Annotated in this window: 21 protein-coding genes; 11 read left to right on the top strand and 10 right to left on the bottom strand. The window is 67.8% G+C overall.

Annotated features, from left to right (window positions below; translation table 11 throughout):
- Nucleotides 1–46 precede the first annotated feature (46 nt).
- The 5 genes from C8K36_RS20860 to C8K36_RS20840 all read left to right on the top strand — a co-directional run bounded on the left by C8K36_RS20860 (nt 47) and on the right by C8K36_RS20840 (nt 5492).
- Nucleotides 47–1729, top strand: coding sequence for an NTF2-like N-terminal transpeptidase domain-containing protein (locus C8K36_RS20860; RefSeq protein ID WP_258195526.1), 1683 nt, complete (start codon nt 47–49; stop codon nt 1727–1729).
- Nucleotides 1730–1811: 82 nt separating this feature from the next.
- The gene (locus C8K36_RS20855; RefSeq protein WP_107986511.1) at nt 1812–2423 is read left to right on the top strand and encodes a TetR/AcrR family transcriptional regulator; all 612 of its coding nucleotides are present in this window, start codon (nt 1812–1814) and stop codon (nt 2421–2423) included.
- A 95-nt stretch (nt 2424–2518) separates the two neighbouring features.
- Entirely contained in the window at nt 2519–3733 is a 1215-nt protein-coding gene (locus tag C8K36_RS20850) for an acyl-CoA dehydrogenase family protein (RefSeq protein WP_107986509.1), read from the top strand.
- Entirely contained in the window at nt 3730–4758 is a 1029-nt protein-coding gene (locus C8K36_RS20845) for a phosphotransferase family protein (protein WP_107986507.1), read from the top strand. The genes C8K36_RS20850 and C8K36_RS20845 overlap by 4 nt, the downstream gene beginning before the upstream one ends.
- Nucleotides 4755–5492: an SDR family NAD(P)-dependent oxidoreductase gene (locus tag C8K36_RS20840; protein ID WP_107986505.1), complete on the top strand. Its 738-nt coding sequence runs from the start codon at nt 4755–4757 to the stop codon at nt 5490–5492. Before C8K36_RS20845 ends, C8K36_RS20840 begins: the two co-directional genes overlap by 4 nt.
- A 258-nt stretch (nt 5493–5750) precedes the next feature.
- Here C8K36_RS20840 and C8K36_RS20830 read toward each other — a convergent pair whose 3' ends face one another.
- From C8K36_RS20830 to C8K36_RS20820, 3 genes are read right to left on the bottom strand one after another with little or no spacing between them, the layout of a single operon-like run.
- Entirely contained in the window at nt 5751–7217 is a 1467-nt protein-coding gene (locus tag C8K36_RS20830) for a peptide MFS transporter (protein ID WP_107986651.1), read from the bottom strand.
- Nucleotides 7218–7249: 32 nt separating this feature from the next.
- Entirely contained in the window at nt 7250–7639 is a 390-nt protein-coding gene (locus C8K36_RS20825; RefSeq protein ID WP_107986503.1) for a DUF3054 domain-containing protein, read from the bottom strand.
- A gap of 60 nt (nt 7640–7699) precedes the next feature.
- A complete protein-coding gene (locus tag C8K36_RS20820; RefSeq protein WP_107986501.1) occupies nt 7700–8131 on the bottom strand; it encodes a DoxX family protein in 432 nt (143 codons plus the stop codon).
- 174 nt (nt 8132–8305) lie between these two features.
- Here C8K36_RS20820 and C8K36_RS20815 point away from each other — a divergent pair, with 174 nt between their 5' ends.
- Both C8K36_RS20815 and rox read left to right on the top strand, forming a co-directional pair.
- Nucleotides 8306–10471: a phosphocholine-specific phospholipase C gene (locus C8K36_RS20815; RefSeq protein WP_258195525.1), complete on the top strand. Its 2166-nt coding sequence runs from the start codon at nt 8306–8308 to the stop codon at nt 10469–10471.
- A gap of 136 nt (nt 10472–10607) precedes the next feature.
- Nucleotides 10608–12035 (top strand): rifampin monooxygenase, encoded by a 1428-nt coding sequence (gene rox / locus C8K36_RS20810; RefSeq protein WP_107986499.1) that lies wholly within the window; start codon nt 10608–10610, stop codon nt 12033–12035.
- 72 nt (nt 12036–12107) lie between these two features.
- On the opposite strand, the gene C8K36_RS20805 is transcribed toward rox, so the two are convergent.
- The gene (locus tag C8K36_RS20805; RefSeq protein ID WP_107986497.1) at nt 12108–12662 is read right to left on the bottom strand and encodes a YceI family protein; all 555 of its coding nucleotides are present in this window, start codon (nt 12660–12662) and stop codon (nt 12108–12110) included.
- A gap of 299 nt (nt 12663–12961) precedes the next feature.
- Here C8K36_RS20805 and C8K36_RS20800 point away from each other — a divergent pair, with 299 nt between their 5' ends.
- Entirely contained in the window at nt 12962–13570 is a 609-nt protein-coding gene (locus C8K36_RS20800; protein ID WP_107986495.1) for a hypothetical protein, read from the top strand.
- Nucleotides 13571–13627: 57 nt separating this feature from the next.
- Here the strand turns inward: C8K36_RS20800 and C8K36_RS20795 are convergent, their stop codons facing one another.
- A complete protein-coding gene (locus tag C8K36_RS20795) occupies nt 13628–15316 on the bottom strand; it encodes a 2-isopropylmalate synthase (RefSeq protein WP_107986493.1) in 1689 nt (562 codons plus the stop codon).
- Between the two features lie 166 nt (nt 15317–15482).
- Here C8K36_RS20795 and C8K36_RS20790 point away from each other — a divergent pair, with 166 nt between their 5' ends.
- Nucleotides 15483–16175, top strand: a complete 693-nt coding sequence (locus C8K36_RS20790) for a FadR/GntR family transcriptional regulator (RefSeq protein ID WP_107986491.1) — start codon at nt 15483–15485, stop codon at nt 16173–16175.
- Between the two features lie 7 nt (nt 16176–16182).
- Here C8K36_RS20790 and C8K36_RS20785 read toward each other — a convergent pair whose 3' ends face one another.
- Nucleotides 16183–17262, bottom strand: a complete 1080-nt coding sequence (locus C8K36_RS20785; RefSeq protein WP_107986489.1) for a lysylphosphatidylglycerol synthase transmembrane domain-containing protein — start codon at nt 17260–17262, stop codon at nt 16183–16185.
- Between the two features lie 28 nt (nt 17263–17290).
- Nucleotides 17291–18748: an adenylate/guanylate cyclase domain-containing protein gene (locus tag C8K36_RS20780; RefSeq protein WP_107986647.1), complete on the bottom strand. Its 1458-nt coding sequence runs from the start codon at nt 18746–18748 to the stop codon at nt 17291–17293.
- Between the two features lie 166 nt (nt 18749–18914).
- Between C8K36_RS20780 and C8K36_RS20775 the strand changes: the two genes are divergently transcribed.
- Complete coding sequence (locus C8K36_RS20775) at nt 18915–20120, top strand: AI-2E family transporter (RefSeq protein ID WP_107986487.1); 1206 nt, start codon at nt 18915–18917, stop codon at nt 20118–20120.
- A 15-nt stretch (nt 20121–20135) separates the two neighbouring features.
- Nucleotides 20136–20810, top strand: a complete 675-nt coding sequence (locus C8K36_RS20770; RefSeq protein WP_107986486.1) for a DUF1707 SHOCT-like domain-containing protein — start codon at nt 20136–20138, stop codon at nt 20808–20810.
- Between the two features lie 4 nt (nt 20811–20814).
- Here C8K36_RS20770 and C8K36_RS20765 read toward each other — a convergent pair whose 3' ends face one another.
- The 3 genes from C8K36_RS20765 to trmB are packed head-to-tail and all read right to left on the bottom strand — an operon-like array spanning nt 20815 to nt 24934.
- Entirely contained in the window at nt 20815–23451 is a 2637-nt protein-coding gene (locus C8K36_RS20765; protein ID WP_107986484.1) for an MMPL family transporter, read from the bottom strand.
- Nucleotides 23452–23462: 11 nt separating this feature from the next.
- Nucleotides 23463–24146 carry an NYN domain-containing protein gene (locus C8K36_RS20760; RefSeq protein ID WP_107986482.1) on the bottom strand — a complete coding sequence of 228 codons (684 nt, stop codon included), beginning with the start codon at nt 24144–24146 and terminating at the stop codon, nt 23463–23465.
- On the bottom strand, nt 24143–24934 hold the full coding sequence (gene trmB / locus C8K36_RS20755; protein ID WP_107986645.1) for a tRNA (guanosine(46)-N7)-methyltransferase TrmB: 792 nt from the start codon (nt 24932–24934) through the stop codon (nt 24143–24145). The genes C8K36_RS20760 and trmB overlap by 4 nt, the downstream gene beginning before the upstream one ends.
- Nucleotides 24935–25169: the final 235 nt, after the last annotated feature.

Below are 25169 nucleotides of genomic sequence, written 5' to 3'. Positions count from 1 at the left end.
GCGATCCGTGCTTGTTGCTGATGTGACAATCGGGAGGATTGTGACCATGGGTTTCCGAGCCTCGCCCCGCGTCCGGCGTAGCTGTGCGATCGCCCTGCCGCTCGGCGTAGTAGCCGTCCTGGCCGTCGCGCTCGTGTCCTGTGTGGGGGACAAGCCCGACGCGAGCGCGCAGTCGGTCGTCAGTGGATTCGTCCGTGCCCTCAACGATCGCGATGCCGAGGCCGCGGCCGAGCTCACGTCGTACCCGAACGCTGCCGAGGAGTCCATCCAGCAGATGTTCGACGGGCTCGACGCGAAGGACTCGACGTGGACGGTGGCCCAGTTCATGGAACTCAACGGCGACTCCGGTTTCTTCACCGTCGACGCGTCGTGGAACTTCGGTGAGGGCAAGGACTGGAGCTACTTCGTCGACGGGGGCGTGAAGAAGCTCGCCGTCGGATGGCGCATCTCGTGGGATCCCACCCTGCTCGCTCCTGCGCTCGGACACGGACGCACAGTGCACTACGAGCGCACCGATGCCGCCCCGCCGCGCGTGTTCGACGGCGCCGGTAACCCCCTGATGGCGGAGCAGACGATCAACGCAATCACTCTGGACCCGGCGTCGATGCCCGATCAGGTCGCCACTACCGATCGGCTCGCGAAGGCACTCGAACCCGTTGCTCCACTCATCACCGGGGACTCGATGCGGAAGGACATGGCAGCCAAGCCCGGCCAGCGCGTCGTCGCAGTGTTGCTGCGTGACCAGGACTTCCAGTACCTCGAGAAGGGCCTCTCGGGTATTCCGGGAGTCATCGTGGACAAGCAGCCCAAGCTGATCACGACGGACCGACGGATCGTCACCCCCTTGCTGGACCCGCTGCGCAAGGTGTGGCAGGCGAACCGCGATGCCACCGCGGGCTGGGCCGTCAACATCTTCGATCCCGACGGTGCGGCGCAGCAGCAGGTGGGCTATCAGGGGCCGCCCGGACCCGACATCAAGGCCACTCTCGACTCGGGGCTGCAACTGGCCGCCGAGAACGCGGTGGTCAGTGTCGGCACGCCGTCGGTGATCGTCGCGGTCCGTCCGTCGACCGGTGCCGTCGTGGCCGCCGCACAGAACAATCAGGCGATCGACCAAGGCCCCATCGTGTTCAGTGGGCTGTACCCGGCCGGCAACTCGCTGGACCTCGTGCGTACCGCCGCCGCCGCGCAGGCCGGAGTCGACCCCAAGGATGTGAGCGACGACGACCTCGAGCGGGCGGGCCGGCAGCTCGGCATCGGGCTCGACTACGAGATGCCGGGACTGGAGCCGGAAACCGCGGTGCTGACAGCGTCGCAGTCCGGCGTCGATCAGGTGATGAAGTCGAAGCACGGTGCGGACCCGCAGGTGAGCCCGTTCGGTCTCGCGATGGTCGCGGCCTCCGTCGCCCGGGGCAGCGCCCCGATGCCGATGATCGTCGAGGGACAGCAGGCAACCGCGAAGGACGTCGAGGGTCCGCTCCCGGCGGCCGTCACCGACCAGTTGCGGAACACGATGCGCGACAACGTCCAGAAGGGCTCCGCGTCGTTCCTCAAGGGGTACCCCGACCTCATGGGTGTGGCCTCCGGTAACGACTCGGACCGTTGGTTCTTCGGATCGCGTGGCGACCTCGCCTTCGCGGTCTTCGTCGCGGACGCGGACGGCGGCGACCGGGCGTTGAAGATGACCGACCTGCTGATGCGGGAGATCGCGAAGCCCATCGAGAGGTAGGCGACGTACTGACCAACCTGCCTTCGCCCACCTTCGCCCGGCACCTCGCGAAGAACGGTTCCGCGGCGCATACGGTGTAGACATGACTACCGACTCGGTTCCCGGCTCGTGGCGGCACTACGGCGACGCCGCGCTGCCGGGTCCGCTCGCGGCTGCGCTCGACCTGTTCGCGGAGCGCGGCTACGAGGGCGCATCGATCCGCGAGATCGCCTCGCGTGCAGGGCTGTCGGTCCCCGGTCTTTACCACCACTACCCGTCGAAGCAGGCCCTGCTGGTGGCTCTGACGCAGGGGAGCATGGTGGATCTGCTCGACCGCAGCAGACGGGCACTCGCGGATGCTGGGCCGGCGCCCCGCGAGCAGTTCGACGCCGTCGTCGAATCGTTGCTGCGGTTCCACATGTTCCGGCGCGAGCAGGCATTCGTCGCATCCACCGAGATGCGCAGCATGGAGCCGCGGGCACGGGAAGCCTTCGTCGGATTGCGGGACGAACAGCAACGGATTCTCGACTCGATCGTCCAGGAGGGCGCGGCTGCGGGTGAGTTCCGCACGTCCTACCCGGGCGACGCGAGTCGGGCCGTCACGACGATGTGTGTCGCCGTCGCCGGCTGGTACCGACCCGACGGCCCGCTGAGTCCCGACGCCCTGGTCGACCGCTATCTCGCGATCGCCCGCGGCAGCGTCGGCGCCGACTGACCACCGCACGTAAGCCTTGACCTCCGGCACGGTCCGTGGCACCGTCATGGCTACCGAGCGATCGATCGGTCGGTGAAGCGGATGGAGGATCTGGCGTGGCTGTGGACCTGTCGTATTCGCCCGAGGTGGTCGGACTCGTCGAACGAACCCGGGAGTTCGTGCAGGACGTGGTCCTGGCGGCCGAGGATGCCCACGGTGGCGACATCACCGCCGCGGGTGGGGACGGCCTGCGGGTCGAACTGCAGGCCGAGGCGAAGGGGCGAGGACTGCTCTCGCCGCACGCGCCGGTCGAGTTCGGGGGCCTGGGCCTGAACATGAGCGATCGGTCTCCGGTGTTCGAGGCCGCCGGGTACTCGCTGTTCGGGCCGACGGCGCTGGGCATCGCGGCCCCTGATGAGGGCAACGTGCACCTGCTCGCACATGTCGCGAGCGCGGCGCAGAAGGAGCAGTTCCTGGCGCCCCTCGCGCGCGGCGAGGTGCGCTCGGCCTTCGCGATGACCGAGCCCGCGCCCGGTGCCGGATCCGATCCGTCGGCTCTCACCACCCGGGCCGAGAAGGCGCCCGGCGGTTGGAAGATCAACGGCCACAAGTGGTTCATCACCGGGGCCGACGGTGCCGGATTCTTCATCGTCATGGCCCGGACGTCCGGCGTGCCGGGGGACCGCGGCGGCGCGACGATGTTCCTCGCGCCCGCGGCGTCGCCGGGCATCCGGGTAGGCCGCCACATCGAGACCCTCGACCGGGCGATGATCGGTGGGCACTGCGAGGTGTTCTTCGAGGACCTCTTCGTGCCCGACGACGCAGTGCTCGGAGCGGTCGACGAGGGGTTCGCCTACGCGCAGGTGCGTCTCGGTCCCGCCCGAATGACGCATGTGATGCGCTGGCTCGGCGCCGCGCGTCGTGGGCACGACGTCGCCGTCGACTACGTCGCCCGCCGGGACGGCTTCGGTTCTCGGCTCGGTGACCTCGGCATGATCCAGAAGATGGTCGCCGACAACGAGATCGACATCGCCGCGACGCGCGCACTGCTCACTCGCGCGTGCTGGGAACTCGACCAGGGCGGTGCCGCGTCGGATTCGACGTCGATTGCCAAGGCTTTCGGGTCGGAGGCGATCTTCCGGATCGTCGACCGGTCCATCCAGATGTGCGGTGGCATGGGCGTGTCCGGTGATCTGCCGCTAGCCAGGCTGTCCCGTGAGGTGCGCCCGTTCCGGGTGTACGACGGTCCGTCCGAGGTGCACCGCTGGGCGCTCGCGAAGCGCGTCGTCGGCAAGGCGAAACGGGCCGCGCGCGAGGAGGGGCGGGCATGAAGATTGCAGAACTCGACGGTCTGGATCTGGCTGCACTGCAACATTTCTTCGACGATCGAGGGGTGACGACGGCGGGGGACCTGCGGGCCCGACTGATCTCGGGCGGCAAGTCGAACCTCACGTTCGAGGTGTCCGACGACGCGTCCCGCTGGGTGCTGCGCCGGCCGCCGACCGCGGGCCTGACGCCGTCGGCGCACGATGTCGCCCGCGAGTTCCGGGTCTGCGCAGCGCTGCAGGGATCGGCGGTCCCCGTGGCGCCCACCATCGCGCTGTGCGAAGACGATGCGGTGATGGGTGCACCCTTCGCGGTCACCGGCTTCGTCGACGGTCGGGTGATCCGCACCGTCGATGATCTCGACACGCTCACCGGCTCCGAGATCGATTCGTGCGTAGGTGAACTGGTGCGGGTACTCGCCGCGCTGCACGCCGTCGACCATCGCGCGGTGGGACTCGAGTCGTTCGGTCGCCCCGGCGGCTACCTGACACGCCAGGTGGAGTTGTGGGCGCGGCAGTGGGACCGGGTCAAGACCCGGGAGCTTCCCGACCTGGACCGGTTGCATGCGCGACTCGCGGACTCGGTCCCCGAGCAGTCACAGACCGCAATCGTTCACGGTGACTACCGGATCGACAACACGCTTGTCGCCGCCGAAGACCCGGGCCGCCTGCTCGCCGTGGTGGACTGGGAACTGTCCACACTCGGCGATCCGCTCGCCGACCTCGCGCAGATGTGCGTCTACCGGCATCCCGCGCTCGACGTCATCCTCGGTGAACCAGCAGCGTGGACGAGTGCACGGTTGCCGTCGGCCGACGCTATGGCGCAGCAGTATTCGACGGCGACCGGCCGAAACCTCGACCATTGGGGCTTCTATCTGGGTCTCGCCAACTTCAAGCTCGCGGTGATCGCCGAGGGCATCACGCATCGACATCGCGCCGGAGCCACGACGGGCGAGGGATTCGCGCACGCGTGCGAGGCGGTACCGCCGCTCGTCGCTGCCGGACTGGCTGCGGTGGAGGGGCATCGATGACCGACAGTGCGCTGGTCACCGGTGCGTCACGGGGAATCGGGCTGGGGATCGCCCGTCGGCTCGCCGAGCGGGGCTACGGGCTGACGATCACGGCCCGCGACCGGACCCGGCTCGACCAGGTCGCGGCCGGGTTGAGGGATGCCGGCGCGACGGACGTCGTCGTGGTGGCCGCCGACATGGCCGATCCCGAAGCATCGCATGCGCTTGTGGCCGCCCACGAGGAACACTTCGGATCCTTACGCGCGCTGATCCTGAACGCCGGAGTAGGTACGGCCGGATCGATCGGGGAGTTCCCGATGCGCCGGTTCGACAAGACCGTCGCGGTGAACCTGACGGCGCCGTTCGCGTTGTTGCAGCGTGCGCTCCCACTGCTGCGCAAGGGCGCGGAGGAGAACCCCGGGCGCGGCGCGAAAGTGGTTGCGGTGTCGTCGATCACCGGCGTGTATGCCGAGGCGAACCTCGCGGTGTACGGGGCCACCAAGGCCGCGCTGCTGTCTCTCGTCGAGACGCTCAACGCGGAGGAGTCGGGCAGCGGCATCTCCGCGACGGCGATCGCGCCGGGCTACGTCGACACCGACATGTCGGAGTGGACCAAGGACCGCATCCCCGCCGACACGATGCTCACCGTGAACGACGTCGTCGAACTCGTCGACGCGGTGCTGCGGCTGTCGGATCGGGCGGTGCTGTCGAAGATGGTGCTCAGTCGGGCCGGCGCGTCCGGATACGGGGCCTGAGCATGCAGTTGATCTTTGTCCGACACGCGCTGCCGGAGCACGTCGCGGTCGCGGAGGGGCGTGTCGATCCCGGCCTGACCGGCGTCGGACATCGTCAGGCGTGTCGGATTCCCGCTACGTCCGGGACTTGATGGTCCGTCGACCCCGCGTTTTGCGCACTTGTCGCGGATTCGGGGCAGGAATTCTCGCGATAAGTGCGCAAAACGCGGGGCGGGGGGACGGGGCGGGACGGGGGGACGGGGCGGGGTGGCGCGGGGGTCAGTTGACCCCGCGCATGAGGCGTCGGATCCACGGTGACAACACGGCCAGAACCACGCCGATGGCGATGGACGCGAGGCCGATGGTCGCGAAGTACGGCACCTCGTTGTCCTCGTCGTAGAAGCGCGACAAGGTCCCGGCCAGGCTCGACCCCAGCGCCACCGAGAGGAAGAACAGCGCAACCATCTGGGTGTGGAACGCGGCCGGCGCGAGCTTGGTGGACAGCGACAAGCCCACCGGGGAGAGCAGCAGTTCGGCGAACGTGAAGAGCAGCAGGATCCCGGCCAGACCGAACAGTGGAGCACTGTTGGGGCCGCCGCCGCTCATCGGGATGAAGCACAGGAACGCCAGGCCCATGATGCCGGTGCCGAGCGCGAACTTGATCGGCGACGACGGCTGGCGGGTCCCCAGTTTGGTCCACAGCGTCGCGAACACACCGGCGAAGATGATGATGAACACCGGATTGATGGACTGCACCCAGGTGGGTGGGAACTCCCAGCCGAACAGGTTGCGGTCGAGGCGGGTGTCGGCGTAGATCGCGACGGTGGTGAACTGCTGCTGGAACAGCGACCAGAACGCCGCGCTCGCGATGAACATCGGGATGAACGCGAACACCCGACTGCGCTCGGTGGGGCTGATGCGTCGACTCGTCAGGATCACCGCGAAGTAGGCGACCGCGGCGACGATCGTGAGCGCGACGACGATCTCCGAGATGTTGCCGGTAGAGATCACCCCGGTGAGGGAGAACAGCAGCACGACGACGACAGCGATGATCGCGATGACCGCGACCCGCGGCCGAGCGGTCACCGGCAGCGGGTTGGGGGCGGCAGCGCCGATCCCGCGCAGGTGCTTGCGCCCGAGCGTGTACTGGATGAGGCCCAACGCCATTCCGACTGCGGCGAGCGCGAATCCGACGTGGAAGCCCCAGTTCTTCTGCGCCCACCCGGTGAGCAGCGGACCGATCAGGCCACCGACGTTGATGCCCATGTAGAAGATCGAGAAGCCCGCGTCGCGGCGTTCGTCGCCCGGGGCGTACAGGTCCCCGACGAGCGACGTGGCGTTCGCCTTGAGCCCGCCGCTGCCGACCGCGATGAGGACGAGTCCGACGCCGACGCCCGCGAGTCCCGGGATGATCGCCAAGCTGATGTGGCCCAACATGATCAGGCACGCGGAGTAGAACAGGGTGCGCTCGGAGCCGAGGAGGCGGTCCGCGATCCATGCGCCGAGGATCGTCGACAGGTAGACCGTGCCGCCGTAGGCGCCGACGATGCTGGTGGCAGCTTCCTTGTCGAGGCCGAGCCCACCCTCGCTCGCCTGGTAGTACAGGTAGTACAGCAGGATGCCCTGCATGCCGTAGAACGAGAAGCGTTCCCACATCTCGACGCCGAACAGGTTCGCGAGCGCGAACGGTTGTCCGAAGAAGCCCCGGTCGGGCTCGGTGTCCTGCGGTTCGAGCTTCGAAATCATCGCGCCTCCGGGGGTCTCGCCGTTCCGGTTGTTCACCGGCGGGATCCGGCGAGAGTACGACGCTTCCGGACCGCTTGGTACAGAGCGCGCCAGCCGATCAGGAACAGCGCGAGGAACGACGCCGCGACGAGAACGAACGAGAACGCGGTGCCCTGGTCGCTGACCACGCGCAGCAGCATGCCGACCACCAGTGCCGACAGCCAGACGATCACGCCGGTCGGAACCATCAGTCGCGGATCGAACTTGTCGCGGTACAGCGCCAACGTGGCGAGCCAGCCCGCCGCGAGACCGGTCAGGAACGGCCACGCAGTGGTGAGCAGGCCACCGATGGTCGAGGCCTCCTCGTGGCTCCTCCGGCCGAGTGCGGCGAAGATGGCGACGAACAGGATGTCGACGACGGCGGCAGGCAGGTATTTCTTCACGACGATCAGCCTATGCCGAGCCGCGGAGTGGCCGTCCTCACCGTCGTAAGGCGTGGACTCTCACCCCCGGACCAGCGGCATGATCGTGCGGACACGGGCGTCGCGCAGGTACAGCCCGCCCCACACGAAGATGCCGACGTACACCGGGGACAGAATCGTCGAGAACAGTGGCTGCTCGGTGAGGATGTTGCACGCGACCGCACCGCCCAGATAGCCGGTGAGCAGGACGGCGCCGAGGATCGACGTGACCGGCAGCAGGTACAGCGCCAGACACACGAGCATCACGATTCCCATCACGTACGGCGCGTAGTCGGGGAAGCCGTACTCGACCATCGAGTCCCGGACCGCCTGGATGTTCGCGAGGTGGATGACGGCGTCGGACACGAGAAATGCCACCACCAGGCCGGTGACGACGAGGCCGACGAGCCGTGCACGTGGCGACACGGTGGCGGTACCGGGGGCGGTGCGGGTGTGGGGGAAGGCGGCGGTCATGACGGGCTCCGATCGTGTGGCCGCTCCACACCCGATGCGTGGAGCCTCAGCCATACAGACCGGGCCTGCTCGCGAAACTCATCGCGGGTGCGACGAATCCGCCTCCGGGGCGCTCACGCGTTCGATAACCTCCGCGCAAGCGTGTCGTATTCGTCTTGTCCAGGAGGTCCAGACGTGACGTTCGAGATGTCCCGCAGACGGTTCATGTCCCTGGGTGCCGGCGCCGTGGGCGTAGCGGCGGCCGGATCGCTGCTGCCACCGTCCCTGCAGGCCGCGCTCGCGTCGCCGGTGCCGCCGGGCGGACTGGACTCGATCGAGCACGTCGTCCTGCTGATGCAGGAGAACCGGGCCTTCGACCACTACTTCGGAACCCTCCGCGGTGTACGAGGATTCGGTGATCCCAACGCGCTGCGACTGCGTACCGGCCGGACCGTGTACGAACAGCCCGACCGCACGTCCGTGGTCGTGCCGTACCCGATCAGGGAATCGGCAGACGCGCAGCGCATGGACATCCAGAACGTCGACGCCCTCGACCACGAGTGGGCCGGCGGTCAGGCCGCGATCGCCGACGGCTGGCACGACGGGTGGATCACGGCGAAGACGGCCGCGACGATGGCGCACTACGACCGCCAGGACATCCCCTTCCAGTTCGAACTGGCCGAGTCGTTCACCGTCTGCGACGCCTACCACTGCTCGGTGCCCACCTCGACCGCACCCAACCGCAACTACTGGATCAGCGGATACACCGGGTTCGAGTCGAACGGTTCGCGTGCCGTCACCAACGACTCGTACATGCCCTGGCACAGCGGATACACCTGGACGACGGTTCCCGAACGGCTCGAGACAGCCGGCATCAGCTGGCGGACCTACCAGGAATGGGACAACTTCACCGACAACAACCTCGAATACTTCGTGCGGTTCAAGGAGATCGTGCACGGACTGCTCGGGCATCCGGTGTTGGTGCCGTACCAGTTCCCCACACTCGCAGCGCTGTACGCGGCGCTGCCGCTGCTGTCGCCCGACGTCCAGAACCTGCTGCTGCGATGCCTCGACGACGGTGTCGCACGCCTCGATCCGTCCGACCGTCGGCTGTACGACCGGGCGCTGCGACGGGAACGGCCCGGCACGCTCGCCGACGTGTTCCGCGCCGACGTCGAGGCAGGCACCCTGCCGCAGGTGTCGTACCTGGTGCCGTCGGCCGTGGACTGCGAGCACCCGATGACGTCGTCGCCGGCGTCGAGTGCCACGCTGGTCTACAAGGTGCTCGACGCGATCGCCTCCGACCCCGAAATCTGGTCGAAGACGGCGGTATTCCTCAACTTCGACGAGAACGACGGCTACTACGACCACGTACCGCCGCCCCTCCCGCCGCGCGACGTCGCCGACGAGTATGTCGGCGACAAGCCGCTCGGGTTCGGCCCGCGCGTGCCGATGACGGTGATCTCGCCGTGGACCGTCGGCGGATACGTGTGCTCCCAGGTGTTCGATCACACCTCGATCACGCAGTTCCTGGAGAAGCGGTTCGGATTCACCCAACCGGAGATCAGCGGGTGGCGGCGTACCGTCGCGGGCGATCTGACGTCGACGTTCGACTTCGACACCCCACGTGCCCGGCCGTCAGTCACCCCACCGCCGCCCGCCCCGCCCCTGACCCCGCGCTGGAAGCCTGCTCCCCCGGAGCATCAGCGGATGCCGTTGCAGGAGAGCGGTTCCCGCCCAGCACGGGCGATTCCGTACCAGCCCGACGCGAACGCGGTATTCGACGCCGGATCGAAGGTGCTGTCGGTGGCGATGCGCAACACCGGCGCCGAGAGTGTGCACCTGGCGTTGTTCCCGTATGCGGGCGAGTTCGATCTGCCCCGACACTTCGACGTGCTCGGCGACGTGGGCCACGATGTTGCGGTTCCGGGTGACGGCTATAACTTGACGATCGTCGGCCCCAACGGCTTCCGTCGTGAGTTTGCCGGTTCGGGGGCCGGGCCGGGCGCGACGGTGCAGGTGCGCACGACGATCGATCCACTCGATCGAACGTTGCGGGTGGCCGTGGCCAACGAGGGTGCGAGTGACGTAACCGCCACGCTCACAGGAAGTTCCGTCGTGGTGGCGGCGGGAGAGGAACATTACTGGATCGCTGCCTCGCAGCAGGGGTGGTACGACGCCGCTCTCACACTCACCGAGGATCCGGCGTTTCGGCGAGGGTGGATGGGGCACATCGAGAACGGCTCGGAGAGTGTCAGCCAGCCCTCCGTGGAGGTGGCAGCCACCGGGGGTCTGACGCTCCTGCCGCAACCTCCCGCGACCGGGTCGGCGGCGCTGCCGACGTCGATGCTCGGGTCCTAGCGCACGGCCGAGCCGGAAGGAGGATCGAATCTCGATCCCTTCCACTTTCAACTTATAGCGGAGTGGAGGGCTTGCGGCAAGGCCCCGGTTGTGCCGCAGAATCGTCCGCCTGAATCGAAAAGGGTGGAGGGGACGCATGTTCGACGTGATCATTGCCGGGGCCGGGCCGACCGGTCTGATGCTCGCCGCAGAGTTGCGACTGCACGGCGTGCGCACGCTCGTGCTGGAGAGACGCACTGAACCACCCGCGTTCGTCCGGGCGCTCGGCCTGCACGTACGCAGCATCGAGATCCTGGACCAGCGTGGCCTGCTGGAGCGGTTCCTCGCGGCAGGCAAGCAGTTCACCGTCGGCGGGTTCTTCGCGGGACTCAGCGACAGGTGGCCCGAAGACTTGGACACCGCCCACTCCTACGTCCTCGGTATTCCGCAGCCCGTCACCGACCGCATCCTCGCCGAGCGGGCGGTGGAACTGGGCGCCGAATTCCGTCGCGGCCGCGAACTGGTCGGGCTCGGCCAGGACGACGACGGGGTGAGCGTGGAACTGGACGACGGGACACATCTGCGCTCGCGGTACCTCGTCGGCTGCGACGGCGGCCGCAGCACGGTGCGCAGACTGCTCGGTGTCGGCTTTCCCGGAGAGCCCAGCAGGGTCGAGACGCTGTTGGGGGAGATGGCGGTGTCCGTGCCGCCGGAGACGCTGGCCGCTGCGACGGTCGAGGTGCGCAAGACCCACAAGCGGTTCGGCTTCATGCCGCTCGGGGACGGGACGTACCGCGTCATCGTTCCCGCCGACGGGCTGGCGGAGGACAACGCTGCCCCGCCGACGCTCGCAGACTTCGAAGCGCAGCTGCGCGCCGTCGCGGGAAGCGACTTCGGCGTCCACTCACCGCGCTGGCTGTCCCGCTTCGGCGACGCTACCCGGCTGGCCGAGCACTACCGGGGTGGCCGGGTGTTTCTGGCGGGCGACGCGGCCCACATTCATCCGCCGACCGGTGGGCAGGGACTGAATCTCGGCATCCAGGACGCCGTCAACCTGGGCTGGAAGCTGGCCGCCGAGGTGGACGGCTGGGCGCCGCAGGGGCTGCTCGACAGCTACCACGATGAACGGCATCCGGTGGCCGCCGAGGTGCTGGACAACACTCGGGCGCAGATGGAGCTGATGTCCGTCGAACCCGGCGCCCAGGCGGTTCGACGGCTACTCGAGGAGCTGATCGAGTTCGAGGACGTCAACCGGTACCTGATCGAGAAGATCACCGCGATCGGCGTTCGTTACGACTTCGGGGACGGACACGAATTGGTGGGCCGTAGGATGCGGGACCTGCAGCTGGCGCGGGGTCGTCTCTACGCACTGATGCACGGCGGCCGCGGCCTACTGCTGGACCGCACCGGACGACTCTCGGTGGCGAACTGGGCCTCTCGCGTCGACCATGTTGTCGATGTCGATGCAGAACTGGACGTGCCGGCCGTCCTGCTTCGCCCCGACGGACACGTGGCGTGGGTCGGCGACGATCAGCAGGATCTCGACGGTCACATGGTGCGGTGGTTCGGCGGCGCCGTCGACTGATTCGGGAATGGAAAAACGCACCCGCTACGGCCGAGGGATGTGGCCGCAGCGAGTGCGTCGTTCAGGCGAGGATCAGGCCTGCAGGCCGGCCTCGAGCTCGAGGTTGATGGTGATCTTGTCGCCGACGACGGCGCCGCCACCCTCGAGCGGCATCTCGATGCTGATGCCGAAGTCCTTGCGGTTGATCGTGGTGGTGGCCTCGAAGCCGGCGACCGGGCCGTTGCCCATGCCCGGGTTGACTCCGAGGAACTCGAGCGCCAGCTCGACGGGCTTGGTGACGCCGTGGAGCGTGAACTCGCCCTCGACGACGAAGTTGGAGCCGGCCGGGCGGACGCCGGTGGAGACGAACGTGGCGGTCGGGAACTGCTCGACGTCGAAGAAGTCGGCCGACTTGATGTGGCCGTCACGCTGCTCGTTGTTGGTGTCGATGGACGCGACCTGGATCTCGGCCTGCACGGACGGGGTGCCGTCCTCGGCGACCGTGATCGCACCGGTGAAGTCATTGAACGTGCCACGGACCTTGCTCACCACGAGGTGTCGGACCACGAAGCCGACGGTCGAGTGAGTGGGGTCGATGGCCCAGGTTCCGGCGGTGAGGTTCGGCAGGGCGGTGGCGGCAGTGGTCATGTGTGCTCCCGAGGGCAAGTAGTTGAAACTTCAAAGACTGTGGTTACAACGGTCGCACCGTCGCCGTCATTCCGCAACCAGTGGTGATGCGCGTCACTCGCCGAGGCCTCACCCCGTTTGTCCCGAAGGCCGAAATTCTTACTACCGTTCAGTAGGTTTCCGTGATACGTTCGGCCTGCTTTGGTGCTCCATCCCCGCGAACGTTGGTGGGGTGTTTCGAATCCGGTTCTGCCAACCGAGATCTCGGCTCCGGCGGAACTGTGATGAACAGTGATTTCCGTTGAGGCGAGGAGAAGCAGTTGTCCAAGAAGTCGACCATTGCCCGTTGTGTAGGCGCCGCTGCAGCGACTGCAGGTGCGCTCGCCCTGGTTGCACCGGGTATCGCATCCGCCGACCCGGTGGCCGAGGTGCCGGCCCCCAAGATCTCGGCGAACGTCGTCGGCGGCGTCATCGACATGACCGTCACGCAGACGAGCACCGGCCAGAACTCCATGTGCCTGCCCATCGTGCTCAACGCCACCGACGCGCTGCCGCTCGCCGCGCTGCCGACGGATCAGTGGCCCGGATTCGGGGAGCTCATCAGCAAGGTCTACTACGTCGGCAACCCGACCTCGGACGCGGAGCCGACCGTGGAGAGCACGACCGGCGGCGAGGGCAACACCGGACTGATCAAGGAGATCACCCCGGGCGCCTACGCCGTCGTCGGCGCGTGCTTCGATGCCACCGCCCAGGATGCAGTGCTGTCCTACAGCTACCAGGTCGTCTTCTCTCCGGGCGGCTTCGGCAGCCTCGGTCAGGCGCTCGATCTCGGCAGCGCCACCATCAACATGGACGGTGGCAGCGCCATCATCGCCGACCTGCTGAAGAGTGGTGCCGGCAGCAGCATGCTGTCCGCGAACCTGAGCTGACCGGGTGGCTCCGGCCGGAACACGCTCGGGTGAGCTGTGTTCCGGCCGGAGTCGTCGTCAGCTTCCGGCCCCGGCGGACAGGACCGCCTGCAATGCGGACGCTGTCACCGACTGGTCGAATCCGATGCCCCAGCGCGTGACCCCGTTGCTGCTGCACAGGGCGAACGTCGCCGCCCGTCCCGCGCTGCCGGCGCCCACCGACTGCTGCGCGAGTGAGAGCACCTCCACCGGCCTGCCGTGATCGGCCAGGATCTTGGTGAGGGCCTCGACGGGGCCACCGGCGAACGCGGCGCCGTCGACAGCCACGCCGTCGAATTCGGCGTGCACCCGCAGGTGATCCCCGCCGTCGCCATGATCGACTGACCACGGGCCCAGCTTGCCGTCGAACCCGTACTCCGCGAAAAGCAATTCCCACAACTGTTCTGCCGTGATCTCGGCGCCACTGTCGTCGGTGGCGTGCTGAACCCGCTTGGCGAAGTCGATCTGCAGCGGCCTCGGCAGATCGAGACCGTAGCCCTCCTGCAGCAGGTAGGCGATCCCGCCCTTTCCGGACTGGCTGTTCACCCGGATGACGGCCTCGTAGTCGCGTCCCACGTCTTGTGGGTCGATCGGCAGGTACGGCACGTCCCACGGCGCCTGTCCCGGATCGACGCCGCCCGCCTCCGCCGACGCGTAGTGATGCGCGAAGCCCTTCTTGATTGCGTCCTGATGGGTACCCGAGAAGGCCGTGTACACCAGGTCCCCACCGTACGGGTGTCGGGCGTGTACGTCGATCCTGTTGCAGTACTCCACGATTCGCCGGACCTCGTCGATGTCCGAGAAGTCGATCATCGGGTCGACACCTTGCGCGTGCAGATTGAGTGCCAGCGTCACCAGGTCGACGTTGCCGGTCCGTTCGCCGTTGCCGAACAGGCACCCCTCGACGCGCTGTGCACCGGCCAGTACCGCCAGTTCTGCGCATGCGACACCCGTACCCCGGTCGTTGTGCGGGTGCACCGACAGGATCACCGACTCGCGGCGAGCCAGGTTCCGGTGCATGTACTCGATCTGGTCGGCGTACACGTTGGGCGTCGAGATCTCGACCGTCGCAGGAAGATTGTGGATCACGGGACGGTCCGGCGACGCATCCCAGAGGTCGGTGAGGCTGTCGCACACCTGTAGCACGTAATCGGGTTCGGTCAGGTTGAACACCTCGGGAGAGAACTCGAAGCGCACGCCCGGTTGGCGATCGCCGCAGCGTGCGACGTCCTGCGCGGCGTCGAAGATCAAGCGGTGCAGTGCGTCCCGATCGTGGCCGAGAACGACGTCGCGCCACGTCGGTGCCGTCGCGGTGTACATGTGCACCACGACGTTCGGAAGTCCGCGCACCGACTCGAAGGTGCGCTCGACGAGATCGGTTCGGGCGGCGGTGAACACGACGATCGTGACGTCGTCCGGCACCAGGCCGTGCTCGGCCAGGTCTCGGACGAAGTCGAAGTCGGTCTGGCTGGCCGACGGGTAGCCGACCTCGATCTCCTTGTACCCCATGCCGATCATGAGTTCGAAGAATCGACGCTTGCGGGTCGGGTCCATCGGTTCGGCGAGTGCTTGGTTGCCGTCGCGCAGGTCGACCGGCACCCACAGCGGGGCGACGGTGGTGTGGGCGGTGGGCCACGAGCGTTCGACGAGCGGCACCGATACCCGCTCGTAGTGCGGGCGGTAGCGGTGGCTGGGCATGGACGACGGGCGTTGGCGATTCCAGATCATGACGGTGGCTCCTGTGCGGATCGAAAGGATCGACCGGCGCGGCGGAACCCCGCGGCGGGGTGCCGGTTCGTTCAGGCCCCGCCGCGGCGACCGAGAAGCAGTCCGCGGAACGTCATGGTGGTTAAGCTAGAGGAAAACAACTTGTCAGACAACCTGAGGAGATCGATTGACCGCCGCGCTCAGCCGGAACCTGCTCGCCGATCAGGCCGCCGAACAGCTACGACGTCGTTTGGCGGCCGGGGAGTGGGAAGTCGGCGCGAAGCTGCCGGGCGAGACGACGTTGGCCGTCGAACTCGGCGTCGGCAGGTCCACGATCCGTGAGGCGCTGCGCATGCTCGCGGGTCAGGGCATGTTGCGCGCGCGGCAGGGTTCCGGGGTGTTCGTCCAGCGCACCGCACCGGAGAACGACGGTTGGGAGGGTGTGCTCCAGCGCGAGGCCATCGCGGCCGTCGTCGAGGTTCGGGCAGCGATCGAGATCGAGGCGGCGCGCCTGGCTGCCGTGCGCGCCACCGAGGAGGACATCGCGACCATGCGTCGCGCCCTCGAGCACCGCGCGGCGGCAGCGGATGCGCCCGATCGAGAATTCGTCGACGCCGACACCGCGGTGCACCGGGCGATCGTCACCGCCGCGCACAACCCGGTGCTGGCCGAACTGTTCGACACGTTCGTGCCCCGTGTCGCCGACGCGATGGTGGACATGATCGGTCTACTGGGGCTCCGGGACCGGGACCGGCCCACTGAACCGAACGCCGACGAGCACGCCGCGCTCGTGGCGGCGATCGCGGCGGGAGACGTCGAGGCGGCCGCGCGTATCAGCCGCGCCCACCTCGAAGCCATGGCCGCAGATCTGGCCGGGTGACGCGGAGTCAGTCGTTGCGCTCCAGTTCGACGTCGTACGACGGGGTCTCGGACTGCTGGCCGTGCCCACGGAACAGGAATGCGAAGACGATCCAGCCGACGATCGCGACCAGGATGAAGCTCACCCCGCGGTAGACGAACGCCGCCGCGACCGCCTGCGACGCGCTGATGCTCGCCGCCGTCGTGAGGGTCGCGATGAGCGTCGCATCGACGTACACCAGGCCACCCGGCGCCCCGGGAATTGTCGCGACCGCCTTGCCCGCCGCGAACGCGATCAGCAGACCGGCGAGCACGGGTTCGGCGCCGATCGCGAAACAGGCTGCGCCCAGGCACACGATGTCGGCCGTGCGATGCACCGCCGACCAGCCCAGCGTGAGGGCGGCGTCGCGCTTGCCGAGTTGCACCGAGTCGAGTTGCTCGATCGTCGTCCGGACCATGTTCATCCCGGTGCTCGCCGGCTTGCCCCGCACCGAGTTCACGCGGCCGAGTACCCAGCGGGCCGCGTTCTCGATCGAGTCCGGGTGCGACGAGACATACCGGCCCGCGTACAGCAGGGCGGCGAGTCCCACGACCGAGAAGAGGAGCGTGAAGGGGCTCACCGAACCGCCGACCAGCAGCGCGCCGGTCACCCCGACCAGAGCCAGTCCCGCGGCGGCGATCACCCCGGAGATCGCCAGCTGCCACGACGCCACCACGGGGCTCGCGCCCCAGCGCCGCGTCTCCTTGTAGGTGAAGGCGGTGGAGAACACCTGTCCCGCAGGCAGTGTCAACGCCATCGCCGTCGACCCGTAGATCACCGCGACCGACTTCCGCTGACTCACCGACACTCCACCGGCGCGCAGCAACTGTTTCTGCACCCGGCCGTAGCCGCTGAGGGAGACGGCCTGGGCCAGGACGCACAGCGCCACCCAACCCCAGTGAATCTCGGCCAGCGCCTGCCACGACTCGTGCAGCCGCGGCCACAGATAGATGCCCTCGCCGACGAGCAACGCCACCAGAACGGCGCCGGCGACCCACTTGAGCCACCAGAATCGACCACGCGGCCGATCTGTGTCGCCGCCTCCTACGGCGGGCTCCGGCTGTACCACGAGATCAGGGTAACGAAGTTTCCTCACGTCACTCCGGATACAACACCGGCCACGCCAGGTGCGTGTTCCGGCGTCGGCCCCGAAGCTGGACCTGATCGCCCAGTTCCCAGTGCGCCTGTTCCTCGTCGTCCGCGAAGTACAGCGCGCTGGTCGACGCGAGGACGCGGCTCGGCCGCAGCTTCGCCAGCTCCGTCAGTCGCGACGCCTCGTTGACCGGGTCGCCGATCACCGTGTACTCGAAGCGCTCGGCCGCGCCGATGTTGCCGGCGACGGCCAGACCCGCGGACACCCCGATACCGATGTCGAGGCCGGTGATCTCGTTGAGCGCGAACCGCAGTTCGCGAGCGGCCGCGAGCGCGGCGGTGGGGGCGTCGGGCCGGTCCAGCGGGGCGCCGAAGATCGCGAGCGCGGCGTCACCCATGAACTTGTTGACGAAGCCGTGGTGCCGGTCGACGACGTCGACGACGACCCGGAAGAACTCGTTGAGCAACTCGACGACCTCGCTCGGCGGCCGCTCCGCCGCCGCGCCGGTCGAGCCGACCATGTCTACGAACAGGACCGCGACGAATCGGGTCTCGCCGCCCAGCTCGGTTCCGAACTGCAGGGCCCGACGCGCGACGTCCTCGCCGACGTGCTGGCCGAACAGCTCGCGCAGCAGGCGCCGCTCGTCGGCCTCGCGCATCATGCGGTTGAAGCCCACCTGCAGGCGTCCGATCTCCGAGCCGTCGAACACCTCGACCCGCACGTCCGTCTCGCCCTTCTGCGCCCGCTCGATCGCGCGGCGCAGCTGCCGGATCGGATCCGAGATCTGGCTCGCCGTCAGCATCGACAGGGCGAACGCCTGGCCGATCGCCATGATCGACAGCAGCAGGATCGCCCACGCGAGCGCGCTCGGCGCGAACTCCAGATCGGTGGTCAGCTGCGTGACACACAGCAGGATGATGCCGATGACCGGCATCAACGTGCCCAGGCCCCAGGTCATGGCCAGACGCGTACCGACACCCGGCGCCATCGTCCGGTCGAACTGGCCCTCGCTCAGGGCCTGCGCCGCGACGGGACGCAGGATCCGTTCGCCCAGCATGTAGGTGAAACCGAACGTGGTGGTGGCGGCCATGCCGACGGTGACGACGACGGCGATGGACAGTTCGGGCATTTCCTCGACCGTGAGGAACACGAAGATCACGCCACCGAGGAACCACAGGGCCAGGTGCACTATGGCCTGGCGCAACGGTGCGTGCAGCGCGGCCATCTGCTCGGCGCGCGTCGGCGGACCCCCGCGCAGTTGCCACCGGATCACCGTCCGCAGCATGATCGCGGCCGCCGCGAGGCTCACGACACCCGCGAACACCAGGTAGGCGCCGAAGATCGCGACGTTCCTGACCCGGTCGTTGATGATGTCCGCAGACTCCGGAATGGGGATGCCGTAGCGGACGAACGCGAAGACGAGGACGGCTCCGATCAGGTTCGCCCCGGCCATCGAGAGCATGTAGAGAGGCCAACGACTCCTGATCGTCAGCGTCACTGCTCGATACGATGCCCACACGATCCCATAATTTACGGGACATACCTCGCAGCCCGGCAGTGCACACGGTTGCCGCGGCCGACGGTCGTTTCTCCGCCGTGGCCGGCACCCCTCCGGATAGGCTCGCCCGGTGAGCGACAGCCAGTCGGGGGAGGCCGGCGCGCAGCCGCAGTCAGCGGACTCCGTCCACCCCCTCGTTCGAGTAGGAGCCGCCTGGACGTGGCGGCTCCTCGTCCTGTTCGCCGGGCTGCTGGCGCTGGGATATGTGGTTTCCACACTCGACGTCGTCGTCATTCCCGTCGCGCTCGCGCTCCTGCTCGCCGCGTTCCTCATGCCACTCGTCGACCGGCTGAACGGCCGCGGGGTTCCCAGGTCCGCCGCCGTGCTGATCGCCGTCGTCGGAGCGATCGGGATCGTCGGCGCGATCCTCTCGTTCGTCGTGCAACAGTTCGTCGAAGGACTGCCCGACCTCAGCGACCAGTTCACGACCAGCGTCACCAAGGCGCAGGAATGGCTGACCGAAGGTCCACTGCACTTCAGCGACGACCAGATCCACCATGCCGGCGACAACGTCGTCAAGGCGATCCAGTCCAACCAAGAGGCCCTCACCAGCGGTGCGCTCACGACCGCGACCGTGATCGGCGAGATCTTCGCGGGCGCGTTCCTCACCCTGTTCACTCTCGTGTTCTTCCTCTACGGCGGCGACCAGGTGTGGGAGTTCGTCACCCGCATCGTTCCGAGGAGCACCCGCAGCCGAGTCCGGCTGGCCGGCCGGCAGGGCTTCAACTCGCTGGTCCACTACACGCGGGCCACGGTCGCCGTCGCGGCGGTCGACGCGATCGGCATCGGCGCCGGGCTCGCGATCCTCGGCGTACCGCTCGCCCTTCCGCTGGCGTCGCTCGTCTTCATCGGCGCGTTCATCCCGATCGTCGGCGCGTTCGTGACCGGCTTCCTCGCGGTGCTCGTCGCACTGGTCACCAAGGGACTGCTGACCGCGCTGATCGTGCTCGGCATCATCATCGGCATCATGCAGCTCGAGGGGCACGTGCTGCAGCCACTGCTGCTGGGGCGGGCGGTCCGCCTGCACCCGCTCGCGGTGGTTCTCGCGATCACCACGGGCATCGTCCTCGCCGGAATCGTCGGCGGTCTGCTCGCCGTGCCGATCGTCGCCTTCCTGAACACCGCCATCCGGTCGCTGTGTGCGAGCGACGACGACGCGGCCGAGGAGGTCTACGAATCCCTCGCCCGCTCCGACCCCTCGATCCCGTTGTTCCCGGCGACACCCGACGAACCTGACGGGCCGCCGGGCGGTGGACCTGCGCCGCCGCGCGACTGAATTATCGTTGGCCTCATGGAGGCCAAAGATCTTCGAGTGTCCGATGCCGAACGCGAGTATGTCGGCGAACTGCTCCAACGCGCGGTGGGGCAGGGGATGCTCTGGCTCGGCGAGTTCACCGAACGCATGGATACCGTGTTGGCTGCGAAGACCCGCGGTGAACTCAACGCCGTCCTGGCGGACCTGCCCGGCATGCAGATCAACCCGGCGTACGTGAGCGGGGGATACCCGCCGCCCGCCCATCCGGGCCAGGCCCGGCCCGTTCCCGCGGCGCCGATGTCAGCGGAACCCGTCGCCGCCCCGCCGGCCGGTTACCCGACCCAGCAGCCACTCGTCATCCGCGGACGAATGTCGACGATCACGCGCAAGGGACGATGGAACGTGCCCCCGGCGCTGCACCTCGATTCCCGAATGGGCAGTACGACACTCGACTTCACCGAGGCCGTCATGCAGACCCAGGTGGTTCACCTGACCATCGACGACTACTGCGGATCGATCACGCTGATCCTGCCGGAGCAGGCGACCGCCGACCTCAACGACATCGAAACCGTCGGCGGTTCGGCATCGAACAAGGTGCGCAGCGGCCCACCGTACGGGCCGCTGCACCTCGTGGTCGGCGGCCGCGTGCGCTTCGGATCGGTCACCGCGCGCTACCCGTTCGGCACCACGCTGCGCAAGATGCTGGGCTGACTGTTCAGTCGTCGTCGCGGTGACGGGCCAGGAGTTCGCTGACGCTCACGGCCTTGTCGTTGTCGCGGTGACGGCCGGTGTTGTCGACGTCGTTCTGATCCTCGGCCGGGCCGTTCTCGGCGGGCGACTGCACCTGTGACTGCACTGCCTGCGGGTGCACCGTCGGCATTGCTGCCGTGTTCGGGGCCTTGAGCGCCGCGAGCCATGCGACTTCTTCGCCGTCGGCAGGACCGTCGGCAGGACGCGACCGGACCTCGGGCTGCGGCGGCGTGGGTGCCGGCGCCGGGGCCTGTGTGGGTGCCGGACGCTCGGCGCGCGGTGCCGGCGCCGGGTCGCTCGAGCGGGCACGCGGTGCCGCCGAAATGCGCGGGAGCGGCATCGTCAGCGGGTCCGGATCACGATCGCCGACCGGGGCCGCTGCAGCGACCGCGACGGGAGCCGGTGCCGGGGTGTCGGTGGCCGTCAGTTCCGGGACATCGGAGGGGACGAGTTCGCTGTCCAGGATCGGCTCGCCCAGCCCGATCTTCTGCTGGATCCGCTTCATCCACGCCGGCGCCCACCAGCAGTCGTCGCCCAGGAGTTTCATGACGGCCGGCACCAGGAACATCCGGATCACGGTGGCATCGATGATGAGCGCCGCGATCATGCCGTACGCGATGTACTTCATCATCACCAGGTCGGAGAAGCCGAAGGCGCCCGTGACGACGATGAGGATCAGGGCGGCCGCGGTGATGATGCGACCGGTGTGTGCGGTGCCGATCCGGATGGCCTCGGTGGTGCTCGCGCCCTGCGAGCGGGCCTCCACCATCCGGGAGATCAGGAACACCTCGTAGTCGATCGACAGGCCGTAGATGATCGCAACGATCAGCACGAGGACCGGCGACGTGATGGGTCCCGGCGTGAAGTTGAGCAGGCCCGCCCCGTGGCCGTCCACGAAGATCCACGTCAGGATTCCGAGGGTCGCGCCGAGCCCCAGCGCGCTCATCAGCACGGCCTTGATCGGCAGCACGATCGAACCGAACGCGAGGAACATCAACAGTGTCGTCAGGATCAGGACCGTGGCGACCATGAGCGGCAAATTGTCGAGCAGCGCACTGATGCTGTCCTGCTCGATCGCGGGCGTACCGCCGACGAGTACCTGCACGCTGTCCGGAACGGGCATCGCGCGCAGGTAGTCGATGGTTTCGGCGGAGTCGTTGCGGTCCACCAGACCGGCCTTGAGGACCTGAACGCCGTCCTTTGCCGGGCCGGTGATCGAGAACTTCTCGACCAGGCCGGGTGCGCCGCTCGCAGTCTTGAGAATCTGGCCGACCTCGGTGCCGTCGGCGCCTTGGAGTACCAGTTTCACCGGCTCGGTGCGGTTACCGGGGAACAGCTCGTCGAATTGTTCCTGCGCGACGCGCGCCGAATTGCCGGTGGGGAGATAGTCCTCGTTGATGCCGCCGAACTTGATGCCGGTGATCGGGATGATGAGGAGAAGCAGGCCGATCACGATCGGGATCGTCACCCGGAGTGGGTTGCGCATGACCCAGCGGGTGAGCCGACCCCACCGACTGGATTCGATCTCCTCGGTCGACTTGATCTGACCGAATTTCTTGAGGCCGAACTTGTCGATGCGTCTGCCGATGATGCTGAGGAGGGCGGGTAGGACCGTGACCGAGGTGATTGCCGCCAGCAGGACCGTCGCGACCGCGCCGTACGCCACCGATTTGAGGAAGCCCTGCGGGAACAGGATCAGGCCGCCGATACTGACGGCGATCATGGTCGCGGAGAACATCACGGTCCGGCCCGCCGTCATGACGCTGCGGCGCACCGCCGTCCGCGTGTCGTACCCGTCGCCGAGTTCCTCGCGGAACCGGCTGACGATGAACAGGCCGTAGTCGATCGCCAAACCGAGGCCGATCAGCGAGACGACAGACGCGACGAACGCGTTGACCTCGGTGAAGTGCGTGATCACCCGGACGATCCCGTTGGCGCCGAGGATCGTCAGGCCGCCGACGATCAGCGGGAGGGCGGCCGCGATGACACCGCCGAACACGAAGAACAACAGGATCGCGACCGCCGGGATCGCGAGGATCTCCATGCGGTGGATGTCGTTGGCCATCGTGTCGTTGATGGCGCTCGCGACCGGTTGCATGCCCGCGAGTTGGACCTCGACGCCGTCGATCTGGAACGAGTCCTTGATCTCGCGGAAGTTGTTGGTGATCGCGGTGTCGTTGTCGCCCTTCAACGCGATGCTCGCGATCGCGTGCGTGCGGTCCGCGGTCGCCATCGACGGCAGGCGAGGCGTGTTCGGCAGCACGAAATAGCTGCCGTTGATCTTCGCGACCTCGTCGGGATGCGATTGCAGCAGGTCCGTCAGGCTGGCGGTGACTTGCGCGCTGAACGCCGGATCGTCGACAGTCTTGCCCTCGGGCGCCGTGTACATCGCGACGACGTCGCCGTTGGTGTCCCGGCCGAACGTGCCGTCCGCGAGTTTCGCGGCCGCCACCGACTCCGAGCCGGGATCGTCCCAACCGCTCTGACTGAGGTGGTCGTTGAGCCCGGAGCCGTAGGCACCCAACGCCAACAGCCCGGCCACCATCACCGCGATGACGGTGAATCGGGCTCGGTAGACCAGATCTCCCCAGCGAGCGAACACGTATGGACTCCTCAGCGCCCGACGAGCAGCGCGGACAGTGGACGGAACGGCTGCAGCCAAGCACCCTCGTCGGGCAGGGACTCGAGGCTCACCCGTGGCAGAGGCTCACGGAAGACACCCGGAATGTCCTCGAGATCGACGAAGTCCAGGATCTCGGACGAGACCGCCCAGCTGGCGTGCTCGCGGAACCCGAGGACCTGCACCGGTACGCCGGCTGCTGCGATGCCCTCCAACGGCTCACGGAACGCCTGCCCGTCAGCGGAGGCGACCATGACGCCGGCCAGACCCTCACCACGGCGGAGCTCGATGTGGCGGAGCATGTCGGCATCGACGTCGCTGTCCTCCTCCACCTTCGGCTTGGCGAACACCGCGAAACCCACATTACGCAAGGCCTCGACCCAGGGGCGGACAACATCCGCGCTACCAGGGGCGATGTTCGTGAAGACGGTGGCTTCGGCCTCGAGGTTCGCAGTTTCGGTGGCCGAGAGCTCGGCCGTGCGGGACAGCAGCCAACGGCCCAGGGCGTCGAAGCGCGGCCGGTAGGCGGCCGTCGGACGCCCGCCCAGGATCGCGCCGAGACCCATGTCGAGGTTCGGTGCGTCCCACACCAGGAGCACACGCTTGTTCTCTCGCACGCTGCCGTCGTTGGAGCCGCGCGTCAGATCGGTGTCGGACGTGCCTTCGCTGAGACTCATGGCTTGATCTTCCCCCAGATGAGTTCGGTGATCGTGCTTCCGACCTTGTGTGCCTTGTCTTCGAACTTCGTCACCGGACGCTCGTGCGTCATCGGCGACTCCCAATCGAGCTCGGTGAGCAGCGGCTCGGCGTCGCCGGCCTCCCGGATCGCCTCGGCGTAGTCGGCGTGGTCGGTTGCCACGTGCAGGACGCCACCGGGCTTCAGACGGCTCGCGATGAGCGCGAACGTGGGGCCCTGGAGCAGGCGGCGCTTGTGATGGCGCGCCTTCGGCCACGGATCCGGGAAGAAGACTCGGACGCCGGTCAAGGACTCGGGAGCCACCATGTGCTCGAGCACCTCGACCGCGTCGCCGCGCAGCACGCGCACGTTCGTGAGTTCGTTTCGCTCGACGAGTTGCAACAACTGCGCCAGCCCGGGGCGGTAGACCTCGACCGCGATGAGGTTGACGTGCGGTTCGGCCTTCGCCATCGCGGCCGTCGCCGTGCCGGTGCCCGAACCGATCTCGACGATCAGCGGTGCCTCACGCTCGAACCACGCGGTGGTGTCGATCAGGTCGTCGCCGACGTCTTGGCCGATCTTCGGCCACATCCGATCCCACGCACCCTGCTGAGGTTCGGTGAGCGAACCGCGGCGCGAACGGAAACTCGTCACCCGCGGGTACAGACGCGAGCCCTTCGACGCACCTGCAGACTCGTCTGCGGCAGAAGTTTCGAGGGTCTCGAGGTCGTCGTTCGAGGTGTCGGGAGTGTCCTGATCGGCGTCGTTCACCCGACCATTGTCACGTATGGGCGTGATCACGAGCCGACTCGGTCGAAAGATACTATGGAGTCTTTGATCGGCTCGTGCGCGGCGCGGCGCGCCATTTCGCCGTTCCTCCTGGTAGTCGCCCTTCCCTGAAGTCGTTGCCCGTGTGCACGCGCACCCTCGCCGTGGAAATCGCCACACTGATGCCGTGGAAATCGCCACACTGACACAATCGGCGACCGGGGTCGGGGGACGCCAGGGGAGGGGCACACGATGG

Source organism: Rhodococcus sp. OK519, assembly GCF_003051005.1.
Lineage (GTDB): Bacteria > Actinomycetota > Actinomycetes > Mycobacteriales > Mycobacteriaceae > Prescottella.
The sequence above is the reverse complement of the archived record's forward strand: the minus strand, read 5'-3'. Positions and strand labels throughout refer to the sequence as shown.

Coding starts and splice junctions, on each gene's coding strand:
- C8K36_RS20820 (WP_107986501.1), bottom strand. CDS start 8,131: ATGACCGCCGCCTTCCCCCACACCCGCACCGCCCCCGGTACCGCCACC.
- rox (WP_107986499.1), top strand. CDS start 10,608: ATGTTCGACGTGATCATTGCCGGGGCCGGGCCGACCGGTCTGATGCTC.
- C8K36_RS20845 (WP_107986507.1), top strand. CDS start 3,730: ATGAAGATTGCAGAACTCGACGGTCTGGATCTGGCTGCACTGCAACAT.
- C8K36_RS20860 (WP_258195526.1), top strand. CDS start 47: ATGGGTTTCCGAGCCTCGCCCCGCGTCCGGCGTAGCTGTGCGATCGCC.
- C8K36_RS20855 (WP_107986511.1), top strand. CDS start 1,812: ATGACTACCGACTCGGTTCCCGGCTCGTGGCGGCACTACGGCGACGCC.
- C8K36_RS20780 (WP_107986647.1), bottom strand. CDS start 18,748: ATGCTCTCGATGGCCGGGGCGAACCTGATCGGAGCCGTCCTCGTCTTC.
- C8K36_RS20830 (WP_107986651.1), bottom strand. CDS start 7,217: ATGATTTCGAAGCTCGAACCGCAGGACACCGAGCCCGACCGGGGCTTC.
- C8K36_RS20805 (WP_107986497.1), bottom strand. CDS start 12,662: ATGACCACTGCCGCCACCGCCCTGCCGAACCTCACCGCCGGAACCTGG.
- C8K36_RS20795 (WP_107986493.1), bottom strand. CDS start 15,316: ATGATCTGGAATCGCCAACGCCCGTCGTCCATGCCCAGCCACCGCTAC.
- C8K36_RS20840 (WP_107986505.1), top strand. CDS start 4,755: ATGACCGACAGTGCGCTGGTCACCGGTGCGTCACGGGGAATCGGGCTG.
- C8K36_RS20770 (WP_107986486.1), top strand. CDS start 20,136: ATGGAGGCCAAAGATCTTCGAGTGTCCGATGCCGAACGCGAGTATGTC.
- C8K36_RS20760 (WP_107986482.1), bottom strand. CDS start 24,146: ATGAGTCTCAGCGAAGGCACGTCCGACACCGATCTGACGCGCGGCTCC.